This window comes from Caulobacter sp. GW821-FHT12F03 (assembly GCF_058806855.1).
In genome coordinates this window covers 257,849-270,198 of sequence record NZ_JBXAQC010000004.1, presented here as the reverse complement: position 1 = coordinate 270,198, position 12,350 = coordinate 257,849, and the positions used below count along the sequence as shown (strand labels likewise).

General features: G+C 69.1%; 13 protein-coding genes. 9 read left to right on the top strand and 4 right to left on the bottom strand.

Annotated features, from left to right (window positions below; genetic code table 11):
- Window positions 1-30: 30 nt before the first annotated feature.
- The gene (locus tag AC1RN0_RS12600; RefSeq protein ID WP_492787785.1) at window positions 31-372 is read right to left on the bottom strand and encodes a hypothetical protein; all 342 of its coding nucleotides are present in this window, start codon (window positions 370-372) and stop codon (window positions 31-33) included.
- A 147-nt stretch (window positions 373-519) separates the two neighbouring features.
- Between AC1RN0_RS12600 and AC1RN0_RS12595 the strand changes: the two genes are divergently transcribed.
- Both AC1RN0_RS12595 and AC1RN0_RS12590 read left to right on the top strand, forming a co-directional pair.
- Window positions 520-1,269, top strand: a complete 750-nt coding sequence (locus AC1RN0_RS12595) for an electron transfer flavoprotein subunit beta/FixA family protein (protein ID WP_492787784.1) — start codon at window positions 520-522, stop codon at window positions 1,267-1,269.
- Window positions 1,269-2,198, top strand: coding sequence for an electron transfer flavoprotein subunit alpha/FixB family protein (locus AC1RN0_RS12590; RefSeq protein WP_492787783.1), 930 nt, complete (start codon window positions 1,269-1,271; stop codon window positions 2,196-2,198). Before AC1RN0_RS12595 ends, AC1RN0_RS12590 begins: the two co-directional genes overlap by 1 nt.
- Window positions 2,199-2,379: 181 nt before the next feature.
- On the opposite strand, the gene AC1RN0_RS12585 is transcribed toward AC1RN0_RS12590, so the two are convergent.
- Complete coding sequence (locus AC1RN0_RS12585) at window positions 2,380-2,754, bottom strand: hypothetical protein (protein ID WP_492787782.1); 375 nt, start codon at window positions 2,752-2,754, stop codon at window positions 2,380-2,382.
- 124 nt (window positions 2,755-2,878) lie between these two features.
- Between AC1RN0_RS12585 and AC1RN0_RS12580 the strand changes: the two genes are divergently transcribed.
- Both AC1RN0_RS12580 and AC1RN0_RS12575 read left to right on the top strand, forming a co-directional pair.
- Window positions 2,879-3,763, top strand: coding sequence for a LysR substrate-binding domain-containing protein (locus AC1RN0_RS12580; RefSeq protein ID WP_492787781.1), 885 nt, complete (start codon window positions 2,879-2,881; stop codon window positions 3,761-3,763).
- Window positions 3,764-3,891: 128 nt separating this feature from the next.
- On the top strand, window positions 3,892-4,767 hold the full coding sequence (locus tag AC1RN0_RS12575) for a 3-hydroxybutyryl-CoA dehydrogenase (protein ID WP_492787780.1): 876 nt from the start codon (window positions 3,892-3,894) through the stop codon (window positions 4,765-4,767).
- Window positions 4,768-4,771: 4 nt separating this feature from the next.
- Here AC1RN0_RS12575 and feoB read toward each other — a convergent pair whose 3' ends face one another.
- Both feoB and AC1RN0_RS12565 read right to left on the bottom strand, forming a co-directional pair.
- A complete protein-coding gene (gene feoB / locus AC1RN0_RS12570; protein WP_492787818.1) occupies window positions 4,772-6,616 on the bottom strand; it encodes a ferrous iron transport protein B in 1,845 nt (614 codons plus the stop codon).
- A gap of 26 nt (window positions 6,617-6,642) precedes the next feature.
- Complete coding sequence (locus tag AC1RN0_RS12565; RefSeq protein WP_492787779.1) at window positions 6,643-6,984, bottom strand: FeoA family protein; 342 nt, start codon at window positions 6,982-6,984, stop codon at window positions 6,643-6,645.
- A gap of 150 nt (window positions 6,985-7,134) precedes the next feature.
- Between AC1RN0_RS12565 and tipF the strand changes: the two genes are divergently transcribed.
- From tipF to AC1RN0_RS12540, 5 genes are all read left to right on the top strand, one after another.
- On the top strand, window positions 7,135-8,394 hold the full coding sequence (gene tipF / locus AC1RN0_RS12560) for a flagella assembly cyclic-di-GMP phosphodiesterase TipF (protein WP_492787778.1): 1,260 nt from the start codon (window positions 7,135-7,137) through the stop codon (window positions 8,392-8,394).
- Window positions 8,395-8,603: 209 nt separating this feature from the next.
- Complete coding sequence (locus AC1RN0_RS12555) at window positions 8,604-9,464, top strand: TIGR01459 family HAD-type hydrolase (RefSeq protein ID WP_492787777.1); 861 nt, start codon at window positions 8,604-8,606, stop codon at window positions 9,462-9,464.
- A gap of 28 nt (window positions 9,465-9,492) precedes the next feature.
- A complete protein-coding gene (locus tag AC1RN0_RS12550) occupies window positions 9,493-9,915 on the top strand; it encodes a MaoC family dehydratase (protein ID WP_492787776.1) in 423 nt (140 codons plus the stop codon).
- Window positions 9,915-10,847, top strand: a complete 933-nt coding sequence (locus AC1RN0_RS12545) for a bifunctional riboflavin kinase/FAD synthetase (RefSeq protein ID WP_492787775.1) — start codon at window positions 9,915-9,917, stop codon at window positions 10,845-10,847. The genes AC1RN0_RS12550 and AC1RN0_RS12545 overlap by 1 nt, the downstream gene beginning before the upstream one ends.
- A 201-nt stretch (window positions 10,848-11,048) precedes the next feature.
- Window positions 11,049-12,125 carry a S1C family serine protease gene (locus tag AC1RN0_RS12540; RefSeq protein ID WP_492787774.1) on the top strand — a complete coding sequence of 359 codons (1,077 nt, stop codon included), beginning with the start codon at window positions 11,049-11,051 and terminating at the stop codon, window positions 12,123-12,125.
- The last annotated feature ends 225 nt before the right edge of the window (window positions 12,126-12,350 follow it).

Sequence of the window (12,350 nt, the reverse complement as noted above, 5' to 3'; positions counted from 1 at the left end):
GGTGTCCCGGCTTTCGCCGGGATGAGCGGTTCAGGGTTTTTTGGCCGGAACCGGAACCGGAACCGGAACTGTGGCCGCAACGGCCGGCGCCGAGCCGTCCGGGGTCGGATAGCCTTCCCGTTCGCGCTGGGCCTCGCGGGCGGCCTGCTGCTCGGACCAGTCCTTGCGGCTCATGCCGGCCGGGCGGCCGGTGATCGACGGAATATAGAGGACCGTGCCGCAGCCGCGCGTCTTCGGGTCGAACCAGCCCTTGCGGTCGTCGCATTTCTGGGCCGGCAGGACGTAGAAGATCTGGTAGGCCCCGATCGCCACCGCGCCGATGGCGAAAAGGGCGAGAAACAGGATCTTCAGGCGGTTGATCGTCGGGTTCATGAGAGGCCGTCTATACGAACGGGCTGGCGACGGCAATTTTCCGGCCTAACTTGACCCTGACGGAAACTTGCATTGCGCGGCGGAGTCGTTATCAGCCTTCCCCGCGCAAAATTTTTCGCAACGCAACAAACACGGGCGGACAAACCCATGAAGGTGCTGGTCCCGGTCAAACGGGTTATCGATTACAACGTGAAGGCTCGGGTGAAACCCGACCAGTCGGGCGTGGACCTGGCGAACGTCAAAATGTCCATGAACCCTTTCTGCGAGATCGCGGTCGAAGAGGCCGTCCGTCTCAAGGAAAAGGGCGTCGCCACCGAGGTCATCGCCGTCTCCGTCGGCCCGACCCAGGCGCAGGAAACCATCCGCACGGCCCTGGCCATGGGCGCCGACCGCGGCATCCTGATCCAGTCGGACGTCGACGTTGAGCCGCTGGCGGTCGCCAAGCTCCTCGCCGCCGTGGCGAAGGAAGAAGGCGCCGATGTCGTCCTGATGGGCAAGCAGGCCATCGACGGCGACAACAACGCCGTCGGCCAGATGCTGTCGCAGCTGCTCGGCTGGCCGCAGGCGACCTTCGCCTCGAAGGTCGAGATCTCCGGCGGCAAGGCGACCGTGACCCGTGAGGTCGACGGTGGTCTGCAGGTTCTGGAAGTCACGCTGCCGGCGGTGATCACCGCCGACCTGCGCCTCAACGAGCCGCGCTACGCTTCGCTGCCGAACATCATGAAGGCGAAGAAGAAGGAAATCGCGACCAAGACGACCGGCGACTACGGCGTCGACGTCGCGCCGCGCCTGAAGGTCCTGAAGGTCACCGAGCCCGCCAAGCGCTCGGCCGGCATCAAGGTCGAAACCGCCGCCGATCTGGTGAGCAAGCTGAAGACTGAAGCGGGGGTGCTCTGATGGCCGTTCTCGTCGTCGCCGATAACGACAACGCGCACCTGCGCGACACCACCCACAAGACCGTCACCGCGGCCCTGCAGATCTCGGGCGACGTGGACGTTCTGGTCCTGGGCCAGGGCGCTGACGCCGTGGCCGCCGCCGCCGCCAAGATCGCCGGCGTGCGCAAGGTCATCCTCGCCGAGGGCGCGGACGTGGGTCACGGCCTGGCGGAAGCCATCGCCGACACCATCGCCGGCCTGATGGCCGGCTATGACGCCGTGCTGGTCCCGGCCACCTCGGCCGGCAAGAACTTCGCCCCCCGCGTGGCGGCCAAGCTCGACGCCTCGCCGATCTCCGACGTCATCGAAGTGGTCAGCGCCGACACCTTCGTGCGTCCGATCTATGCCGGCAACGCGCTGGAAACCGTCCAGACGGGCGACGCCAAGAAGGTCCTGACGGTGCGCCCGACGGCCTTCAAGGCCGCCGCTGAAGGCGGCTCGGCCCCGGTCGAGAAGGTCGCCGCCGCCGCTGGTTCGGGCGCCCGCTTCGTCTCGGAAGAGATGGTCAAGTCGGACCGTCCGGAACTGACGGCCGCCAAGATCGTCGTCTCCGGCGGTCGCGCCATGGGTTCGGCCGAGGAGTTCCAGCGGGTCATCGAGCCGCTGGCCGACAAGCTCGGCGCCGCTGTCGGCGCCTCGCGCGCCGCGGTCGACGCGGGCTACGCCCCGAACGACTACCAGGTCGGCCAGACCGGCAAGGTCGTCGCGCCGGCGCTCTACATCGCCATCGGCATCTCGGGCGCCATCCAGCACCTGGCCGGCATGAAGGACTCCAAGGTGATCGTCGCGATCAACAAGGACGCCGACGCGCCGATCTTCCAGGTCGCCGACTACGGTCTGGTGGCGGACTACAAGACCGCCGTTCCGGAACTGATGGCCGCTCTGGGCTAGTGATCACGGGGACATGTGCCGAAGGTGCGTGTCCCCCATCAGAGACCCAGCATCGGCCTGGGAGACATGTCCCCGCGGTGCATGTCCCCGGCAGACAGAAGGCCCGGCGTTTCGCGCCGGGCCTTTTTTCTTGGCGTCGATGGAAAATCCGGGGGCGGGCGTCCAGTCCCGCCCCCGGCGATCACCGGGCGGTCGGGGCGGCCGAGGGGCCGGCCGTCGCGTCGCCCAGGGTGAAGGTCACGCTGCGCCCGCGCAGCTCTTCCGGCGGGGCTTTCAGCCGGACGCCGCTGAGCGCCCGCCGGGCGGCGTCGTCGTACTCGGGCGAGCCGCTGGTGCGCACGACCCGCAGATTGTAGGCCCGCGGCTCGGTGGTGGCGTTCAGCCTGACGACGATGCCGCGGCCGGCGTCGGGCACGGCGTCGGCGGCCAGACGGGTCTCCAGCGTGGCGCGGGCGTCCGCCAGCCACTGGTCGCCGGCCGGCGAGGCGTGGGCGAGGGTCAGGGTCGCGGCGGACAGCAGGGCGCCGGCCGCGAGCGCGATAAGCTCGGTCTTCATGGTCATGTCTCGTGACGTTCGGGGTTGGGAGGAAGCGGCGTCGCTCCCGAAATCTGGGCGATCAGCGGGCCGATTACGAACGATAGCTTTTGCCCGGGGTTGTGAGGCTTGCTAACAACCCGGCATGAGCCGCCTGCCGCCCTTCATCGCGCTGCGCGCCCTCGAGGCCGCCGCCCGACATCGCAGCTACAGCCGCGCGGCCGACGAGCTGGCGGTGACCCACGGCGCCGTCAGCCAGCAGATCCGCCGCCTGGAAGAGACGTTCGGAGTCCGCCTGTTTATCCGCCGGGGCAACCTGATGGAGCCGACCCCGGCCGCCGCGGCGCTCGCGGCTCGCGTGGCCGAGGCCGTGAACATCCTGCGCGACGGCGTCGCGACCCTGACCTCGGACGCCAGCTGCGGCCCTCTGGTGCTGAGCACGGTGCCTGCGTTCGCCGCCCGCTGGCTGGCCCCGCGCCTCGGCCGCCTGCCGGCTTCCGTCGGCGACCTGCAGCTGCGGGTCGAGGAGCGGATGGCCGACCTGACCACCGACGGCGTCGACATAGGGCTGCGGCATGGCTTGGGGCCCTGGCCGGGCCTGTGCTCGGCGCCGCTGTTTCCCGAGACCCTGTTTCCCGTCTGCAGCCCCGCGTTTCTCGAGCGGCATCCGATCCGCGAGCCGGCCGACCTGCGGCGCGTCCCGCTCCTCCGGCATACGGTCTGGCGCTGGAGCCTGTGGTTCTCGGTGATGGGCATCGAGGCGCCGACCGAGGGCGGAGGGTTGATGTTCGACGACTCCGCCATGCTGGTGGAGGCGGCGATCCAGGGGCTCGGCGTGGCGCTGGCCCGCAATGGCCTGGTGGAACAGGACCTGCTGTCGGGCCGCCTGGTGCGGCCTGTCAGCGGCGAGGTGGGCGCCGATGTCGGCTACCACGTCGTCTGGCGCGACGATTCCACCCGGCTGCCGCGGATCGCCGCCTTGCGCGACTGGCTGCTGGCCGAAGCGGCGGCGCTCTACGCCCCGGCCTGATCCGTCTCCGCGCTGCATCGCAGCAAAGCCTTGGCCTCGGTTAAGACTCTCGTGCTAGAAAGCCGCCACAAAAGTTTGCGGCGCGGACCTCCCCAAAGTCACCGCGCCGCCGTCAAGGGCGAAACTTCATGGCGGTTATCAGGTCGGTCGGCGTCATCGGCGCGGGCCAGATGGGATCGGGCATCGCGCACGTCAGCGCGCTCGCCGGTTACGACGTCTTCCTCAATGACGTCGACGCGGACCGGATCACCGCCGGCCTCGGCCAGATCGAACACAACATGGCCCGCCAGGTCGGCCGCGGCCTGATCGACGACGCGGCCATGAAGGCGGCCCTCGCGCGGATCAAGCCGGCCTCGATCGAGGTCGTCGCCGGCGCTGACATCGCCATCGAGGCGGCCACCGAGAACGAAGAGACCAAGAAGGCCATCTTCCGCTCGCTGCTGCCGCACCTGGGCCCCAACACCCTGCTGGCGTCGAACACCTCGTCGATCTCGATCACCCGGCTGGCTTCGACGACCGACCGCCCGGAGCGGTTCATCGGCCTGCACTTCATGAACCCTGTCCCGCTGATGAAGCTGGTCGAGGTCATCCGCGGCATCGCCACCGACATCGCCACCTACGAGACGGCCGTGACCTTCGCCCAGTCGCTGGGCAAGACCACGACCAACGCCGAGGACTTCCCGGCCTTCATCGTCAACCGCGTGCTGGTGCCGATGATCAACGAGGCGATCTACACGCTGTACGAGGGCGTCGGCACGGTCGACTCGATCGACACGGCGATGAAGCTTGGCGCCAACCATCCGATGGGCCCGCTTGAACTGGGCGACTTCATCGGCCTGGACACGGTCCTGTCGATCATGAACGTGCTGCACGAGGGTCTGGCGGACAGCAAGTACCGCCCGTGCCCGCTGCTGGTGAAGTACGTCGAGGCCGGCTGGCTGGGCAAGAAGGTCGGCCGCGGCTTCTACGACTACCGCGGCGAGACGCCGGTTCCGACCCGCTAGAGGCCTAGCCCCAGCCCAGCGCCACCGCGCCCCAGTAGGTCGCCAGCGAGGCCATGTAGGCCAGCGCGAACATGTAGGCGAACATCACCGTCGGCCAGAGCCAGCTGTTGGTCTCGCGCTTGACCACGCCCAGGGTCGCCACGCACTGCGGCGCGAACACGTACCAGGCCAGGAACGACAGGCCGGTGGCCAGGCTCCACTGGCTGGCCACGATGTGCTGCAGCATGGCGCCGCCGGCCCCGTCGACGTCGCCGACGGAGTAGATCGTGCCGAGGGTCGCCACGGCCACCTCGCGGGCGGCCATGCCCGGGATCAGGGCGATCGACATCTGCCAGTTGAAGCCGATCGGCGCGAGCAGCGGCTGGATCAGGTGGCCGAGCATGCCGGCGAAGCTGTAGTCGATGGCCGGCCCGGTGGCGCCCTCGGGCGGGTAGGGGAAGGTCGACAGGGCCCACACTAGGATCATCAGCGGCAGGATGATGCGCCCGGCGCGGTTCATGAAGATGACCACCCGCTGCCACAGGTTCAGCAGCACGTTGCGGGCCTCGGGCGCCTTGTAGGTCGGCATCTCCATCATGAAGGGCTCGGACGCCGTGCGCCAGAACAGCTTGCGGATGACGAAGGCCACCACCAGTCCGGAGATCAGGCCGGACGCATAGAGCCCGAACATCACCAGGCCCTGAAGGTTCATGAAGCCGGCGACGGTGCGGCTCGGGATCAGGGCCGAGATGATCAGGGTGTAGACCGGCAGGCGCGCCGAGCAGGTCATCAGCGGGGCGATCAGGATGGTCGTCAGCCGGTCGTGCTTCTGGTCGATGACCCGGGCCGACATGATGCCGGGAATGGCGCAGGCGTGGCTCGACAGCAGCGGGATGAAGGCGCGGCCGTGCAGGCCCGCCACCCCCATCAGCCTGTCCAGCAGGAAGGCCGCGCGGGCCATGTAGCCGGAATCCTCCAGCATCAGGATGAAGAAGAACACCGTGACGATCTGCGGCAGGAACACCAGCACGCTGCCGACCCCGGCGATCAGGCCGTCGACCAGCAGACTGCGCAGCAGATCGTTGGTCACCACGCGGCTGACCAGCTCGCCCAGCAGCACGAACCCAGCGTCGATCGCGTCGGCGACGGGCGTCGCCCAGGCGAACACCGCCTGGAACATCACGAACATGATCGCCGACAGGATCAGCAGCCCGGCCACCGGATGCAGCAGCACGTTGTCGATCTTCGAGGTCAGGGTGTCGGGCCGCTCCGGCGGCCGGACGTAGGTCTTCAGGATGCGCTGCGACTCGCTGTGCGCCTGGCGGATCTCCTCGGCCGACGGCTCATGCCAGACGTTCTCGCCGACCGGCATGGTGTCGGCCAAGGTCTCGGCCTGGGCCACCAGCTCCTCGATGCCGCGCTTGCGCGTGGCCACCGTGGTGACGATCGGCGCGCCGAGCTCGCGGGACAGGCCCTCCAGATCGATGCGCAGGCCCTGCCGCTGGGCGATGTCGAACATGTTGAGCGCCAGCACGAACGGCCGGCCGACCTGCTTCAGCTCCAGCGCCAGCCGCAGCACCAGCCGCAGGTTGGTCGCATCGGCCACGCAGACGATCACGTCCGGGGGCGTCTCGCCGGCCAGCCGGCCGAGCACCGCGTCGCGGGTGACCGCCTCGTCCGGGCTGCGCGCGCGCAGGGAGTAGGTGCCCGGGAGGTCGATGACGTTGATCACCCGGCCGGCGGGCGTGGTCAGCACGCCTTCCTTCCGCTCGACGGTCACGCCGGCGTAGTTGGCGACCTTCTGGCGGCTGCCGGTCAGGGCGTTGAACAGGGCGGTCTTGCCGGTGTTGGGATTGCCCACCAGCGCCATGCGCGTCGGGGCGAGGGCCGTGTCGGTCAAGCGTCGGCCTTTGGATCGAAACGGATCTGGATGGCGGCGGCCTCGCGGCGGCGAATGGCCACGCGCATGTCGTCAAGCTTCACGGCGATGGGGTCGCGGCCGAACAGCCCTTCCTGCAGCACCTCGATGGTCGCGCCCTCTACGAAGCCCAGTTCCAGCAGGCGACGTTCCAGTTCGGCGGCGGGCAGGGCGCCCTCGAAGGCCGAGACCCGGGCGATCACGCCCTTGTCGCCGACCGAGGCCAGGCTCAGGGCGCCGAGATTGATGACCTCCGCGTCGGACACGATGCCGCCGATGGTCGGCGGGGCGAGCGGTTCGAGAACGGCGGCTTCAGACATGGCAATCCCGAAGGTGATTGCGAATGATTATCATTTCGCCGGAGGGCTGTCGATGATCTGAATCAATCGCGGACGGCAGGGCGACGTTAATACCTTGGACACCATGATGAGAGGCGCGGGATACTCCGAACGATTCGTGCAGGCGGGACGATGAGACGGCTTACCCTTGCGCTGCTGTGCGGCGCCTATCTTTGTCTGTCCTTGATCGTTGCGCTGGGCATCTGGCGTAACGGCGGCGGCTGGGGTGCGGGTGTCGCGGCCCTCGTCGGCGGCCTGGCGCTGGCCTTCGCCTTCCATTCGCTGATCGAGGCGGCCATCAACACCACGCGCATGAAGGACGACCTGTCCAACATCCGTGAGGCGCACCTGATCCTCGCCCGCCAGATCGAGAAGATCGACACCCGGCTCAACGAGGTCGTCGAGACCGTCACCACCGACGCGCTGCGCCGGTCCGAGGAACTGACCAGCGAGGTCCACTCCCTCGAGGACGTCGTCCAGAAGATGGCCGAGAAGATGGAGGCGCAGCTGTCCAGCCGCGTCGCCGCCGCCCCGCCGGGCGCGCTCGGCCGCGGCCCGCAGTCGCAGGCCCTGCTCGACACCGTCAAGGACGCCCTCGCCGGCAACCGCGTCGACCTCTACCTGCAGCCGGTCGTGTCGCTGCCGCAGCGCCGCACCGTCTTCTACGAAAGCTTCTCGCGCCTGCGCGACGAGACCGGCCGGGTGATGATGCCCGCCGAGTACCTGTCGGTGGCCGAGCCCGAGGGTCTGGTCGCGGCGATCGACAACCTGCTGCTGTTCCGCTGCGTGCAGATCGTCCGACGCCTGGCCAAGCAGGACCGCAAGGTCGGCATATTCTGCAACATCTCGCTGGCCAGCCTGTCGGACGAGCAGTTCTTCCCGCAGTTCCTCGACTTCCTGTCGGCCAACAAGGACATGGCCGGGGCCCTGATCTTCGAACTGGGCCAGGCGGCGTTCGAGCGGCGCGGCGCGGTCGAGGCCCGCCACATGGCGCGGCTGGCCGATCTCGGTTTCCGCTTCAGCCTCGACAAGGTCACCGACCTCGACCTCGACTTCCAGGACCTGGCCCGCGCGGACATCAAGTTCATCAAGGTCGGCGCGCAGATGCTGCTGGACCAGCTGGAGGAGAGCGAAGGCCGCCTGGTCATCCGCTCGCTGCCGGACCTGCACGCCTCGGACTTCGCCCGCCTGACGCGCCGCTACGGCGTCGAGGTGATCATCGAGAAGGTCGAGAGCGAGCGGCAGATCGTCGACATCCTCGAACTCGACATGGCCTTCGGCCAGGGTCACCTGTTCGGCGAGCCCCGGGCGATCCGCGACGCGATCCTCGCCGAGGCCGATCCCCCCGCCGACTTCATGCGCACCAGCCTGCGCCGCGCGTCCGGCTGGTAGTCTGCCGGCGGACGCGGGTGTCCGTCTGATTCTCCACGAGCATGCCAAACGTGCGCGGTTCGAGACGCGATCCTGAGGGACCGCTCCTCACCATGACGAGCAGAGTGGCGATCCATCCCTCTTCGTCATCCTGAGGAGCGAGGCGTCTGCCGGGCGTCTCGAACCACGCAACATTGACCCGGCGCCGCCGGTTCGTTAGCCGGACACCCATGACCGCTCTGCCCGCCGGCCTCGCCGATCTCGCCGATCACTATGACGTCCTGCTCAGCGACGTCTGGGGCGTGATCCACAATGGCCGCGAGAGCTTCGCGGACGCCTGCGCCGCCCTGGCTCGCTATCGCGCCGAGCGCGGGCCGGTGGTGCTGATCTCCAACTCGCCGCGCCCGGCCCACGACGTGATCCCGCAGCTCGACGAACTGGGCGTGCCGCGCGAGGCCTGGAGCACCCTGGTCACCTCGGGCGACGCGACCCGCATGCTTCTGGCCGAACGCGCGCCGGGCCCTGCCTGGATCATCGGTCCCGAACGCGACGGCATCCTCTACGAGGGGCTCGGCCTGGCCACCGCCGAGCCGGACAAGGCCGCCTTCATCGCCGTCACCGGCCCGTTCGACGACGAGGTCGAGACGCCCGAGGACTACCGCGCCCGGTTCGTCGAGCCGGCCTCGCGCAAGCTGACGATGATCTGCGCCAACCCCGACCGGGTCGTGCAGCGCGGCAGCAAGCTGATCTATTGTGGCGGCGCGCTGGCCGACCTCTACCGCGAGATGGGCGGCCCGGTGCAGATGGCCGGCAAGCCCTGGCCGGCGATCTATGACCTGGCCATGGCCGAGGCCGAGCGGCTGCTGGGCCAGGCGCCGGCGCCGGCGCGGGTGCTGTGCATCGGCGACGGGGTCCACACCGACGTCCAGGGCGCCGAGGACCAGGGCCTGGACTGCCTGTTCATCGCCAAGGGTATCCACGGCGACGCCGCCATGGGCCCGGACGGGCGTCTGTCGGCGCCGGCCGTCGCCGCCCTGCTGGCAGCCGAGGGCGTCAAGGCCCGCTACGCCATGGCCGACCTGGTCTGGTAGTCACACAAAGAGAACGAGGAAACACGCGATGTCGGCCCTGTATTTCGAGGATCTGACGGTCGGCCAGTCGGCGGACCTGACCCGCATCGTCGACGAGAAGGCCATCCAGGCCTTCGCCGACGTCAGCGGCGACCACAACCCGGTCCATCTGGACGAGGCCTTCGCCGCGACCACGCAGTTCAAGGGGCGTATCGCCCACGGCATGCTGTCGGCCGCCTACATCTCGGCCCTGATCGCCGGCAAGCTGCCGGGGCCGGGCGCCATCTACCTGGGCCAGACCCTGACCTTCAAACGTCCGGTGAAGATCGGCGACGAGGTGACCGTCACCGCCACGATCACCAGCCTGGACGCCGAAAAGGCCCGCGCCACCCTGTCGACGGTCTGCACCGTCGGCGGCAAGGCGGTGCTCGACGGCGAAGCGACCATCATGGTTCCGCGCCGGCCCGCCTGATGACCCTGCGGATTGTTCACGGCTGGAAGGCCCTCGCGCCCGCCGATCGCGGGGCGGCGGTGGCGCTCGGAAATTTCGACGGCGTGCACAAGGGCCACCAGCAGGTCATCGCCGGGGCGGCGGCGGCCGCGAAGGCCACCGGCGCGCCGCTGGCCGTGATCACCTTCGACCCGCATCCGCGCCGCCTGTTCCAGCCCGGCGAGCCGGCCTTCCGGCTGATGACCGTCGACCAGCAGGCCCGGGCGCTCAAGGCGCTCGGCGTCGACCTGCTCTATGTGCTGAACTTCGACTTCGAGATGGCCAACTTCAGCGACCGGGACTTCGTCGAGCACGTGCTCCACGAGGGGCTGGGCGTGCGTCACGTGGCGGTCGGGTTCGACATCTCCTTCGGCAAGGGCCGCACCGGCAGTCCGGAGGCCATGAAGGTCTACGGCGCGGAGATGGGCTTCACCGTCTCGGTCGCCGAGGCGGTCGGCGAGGGGGCCGAGAAGTACAGCTCCACCGGCGTGCGCGAGGCCCTGCGCGCGGGCCAGCCGCAGGAGGCCGCGGCGATCCTCGGCCGGCCGTTCGCCATCGAGGGCGTGGTCCGTCGCGGCCAGCAGCTGGGCCGCACCCTGGGCTTCCCGACCGCCAATGTGTTCATGGCCGACTACGTCGTGCCGAAGCTGGGCGTCTACGCCACCCGCACGCGGCTGCCGGACGGCCGGGTCTATGCGGGCGTGGCCAACATCGGCAACAACCCGACCACCGGCGAGGTCGACACGCGGCTGGAGGTCTGGCTGTTCGATTTCGACGAGGACCTCTACGGCCAGGTCATCGAAACCGAACTGATCGCCTTCCTGCGCCCCGAAGAGAAGTTCACCTCGATCGACGAGATGGTCGTGCAGATTCGCGTCGACGAGGCGGAGGCGCGGGCGATTCTGCAGGCGTAGGCGGCGTGCGTCTTTCGAGACGCGGACCGGAGGGTCCGCTCCTCAGGATGACGGGAAGGGGTGCTTGCGCTTCTTTTCGTCATGGTGAGGAGCGAGGCATCAGCCGAGCGTCTCGAACCACGCAATTCCCCCTCCGGGCGATCCCCTCTTGGCGCCGCGCCCTTCACCGTGTTCCCTGTTAACCATTCCGGTGGGGGCCCGATGTTCAAGTCACGCAAGTACGAAACGTTCGCCAGGGCGCGGCGCCCGGCGGCGACCCGGGTGACGCCCGAATCGTTCGCCTTTCCCCCCGACGCCTCCTTCGTGCTCGACACCCGGGTCGAACCGCGTCTGGTGCGCAGCGAGCTCGACCTGCTCGACGCCTATTCCGACGCGGTGGTGAAGGCGGTGGAAACCGTCGGCCCGGCCGTCGTGCGCGTGGCGCCGATCACCACCGACGGCAGCTTCGCCGGCGAGGGCTCGGGCTTCTTCGTCTCGGCCGACGGCCTGATCGTCACCAACAGCCATGTGGTCGGCGGCTTCTCGCGCCTGGCGGTGATCACCGCCGAGGGCCGCGCCCTGACCGCCCGGCCGATCGGCGACGACCCCGACACCGACATCGCCGTGCTCAAGGTCGAACAGCCGGTCAAGGCGCCGTTCGCCCGGCTCGGCGACTCCAAGAAGCTGCGTCGCGGCCAGCTGGTCATCGCCATCGGCGCGCCGCTGGGCTTCGAGGCCACGGTGACCACCGGCGTGGTCTCGGCGCTGGGCCGCTCGCTGCGCGCCGAGAAGGGCCGGCTGATCGAGGACCTGATCCAGACCGACGCGGCGCTCAATCCGGGCAACTCGGGCGGGCCGCTGGTCAGCTCCAACGGCGAGGTGATCGGCATCAACACCGCCGTCATCATGGGCGCCCAGGGCCTGTGTTTCGCGGTCGCCTCGAACACGGCCTCCTTCGTCATGGCCGAAATCGCCAAACACGGTCACGTGCGGCGCGGGACGATCGGCGTGGTGGCCCAGCAGACCCCGATCCCGCCGGCCATCGCCAGGTCGGCCGGCGTCACCCAGCCCTACGCGGTCTGGGTCGCCTCCGTGGACGCCGGCGGCCCGGCGGAGAAGGCCGGCATCGCGGCCGGCGACCTGATCGTCGCCGCCGACGGTCGGCTGATCACCGGCCTCGACGACCTGCTCCGCGCCCTCGGCCCGGCGAGCATCGACAGGCCGCTGGTGCTCGACATCGTCCGCGCGGGCGTGCGGATGAAGGTCACGGTCACGCCGAAGGCGCGCAAGAAGAGCTGATCCAATTGACTGTCATCCCGGACGGCCGGAGGCCGATCCGGGACCCAGAACAAATCCCACCCCCGCCGTCGATGCCGAATCTGGGTCCCGGCTCTTCGCTGCGCTACGGCCGGGATGACAGTGGGGGGATACGTCTGCTACAGCCCCGCCCATGACTACGGTTCGGAAGGCTCCGCGAATTATCCGCCCGGCGTGACGCCGCCGGGAACGGTCGCGCATGCCGGG

What these genes read in the sequence shown, in the direction of transcription:
- AC1RN0_RS12585 (WP_492787782.1), bottom strand. Translation starts at nt 2,754, where the DNA reads ATGAAGACCGAGCTTATCGCGCTCGCGGCCGGCGCCCTGCTGTCCGCC.
- AC1RN0_RS12595 (WP_492787784.1), top strand. Translation starts at nt 520, where the DNA reads ATGAAGGTGCTGGTCCCGGTCAAACGGGTTATCGATTACAACGTGAAG.
- AC1RN0_RS12590 (WP_492787783.1), top strand. Translation starts at nt 1,269, where the DNA reads ATGGCCGTTCTCGTCGTCGCCGATAACGACAACGCGCACCTGCGCGAC.
- AC1RN0_RS12555 (WP_492787777.1), top strand. Translation starts at nt 8,604, where the DNA reads ATGACCGCTCTGCCCGCCGGCCTCGCCGATCTCGCCGATCACTATGAC.
- AC1RN0_RS12565 (WP_492787779.1), bottom strand. Translation starts at nt 6,984, where the DNA reads ATGTCTGAAGCCGCCGTTCTCGAACCGCTCGCCCCGCCGACCATCGGC.
- AC1RN0_RS12575 (WP_492787780.1), top strand. Translation starts at nt 3,892, where the DNA reads ATGGCGGTTATCAGGTCGGTCGGCGTCATCGGCGCGGGCCAGATGGGA.
- feoB (WP_492787818.1), bottom strand. Translation starts at nt 6,616, where the DNA reads ATGGCGCTGGTGGGCAATCCCAACACCGGCAAGACCGCCCTGTTCAAC.
- AC1RN0_RS12545 (WP_492787775.1), top strand. Translation starts at nt 9,915, where the DNA reads ATGACCCTGCGGATTGTTCACGGCTGGAAGGCCCTCGCGCCCGCCGAT.
- AC1RN0_RS12550 (WP_492787776.1), top strand. Translation starts at nt 9,493, where the DNA reads ATGTCGGCCCTGTATTTCGAGGATCTGACGGTCGGCCAGTCGGCGGAC.
- AC1RN0_RS12580 (WP_492787781.1), top strand. Translation starts at nt 2,879, where the DNA reads ATGAGCCGCCTGCCGCCCTTCATCGCGCTGCGCGCCCTCGAGGCCGCC.
- AC1RN0_RS12600 (WP_492787785.1), bottom strand. Translation starts at nt 372, where the DNA reads ATGAACCCGACGATCAACCGCCTGAAGATCCTGTTTCTCGCCCTTTTC.
- AC1RN0_RS12540 (WP_492787774.1), top strand. Translation starts at nt 11,049, where the DNA reads ATGTTCAAGTCACGCAAGTACGAAACGTTCGCCAGGGCGCGGCGCCCG.
- tipF (WP_492787778.1), top strand. Translation starts at nt 7,135, where the DNA reads ATGAGACGGCTTACCCTTGCGCTGCTGTGCGGCGCCTATCTTTGTCTG.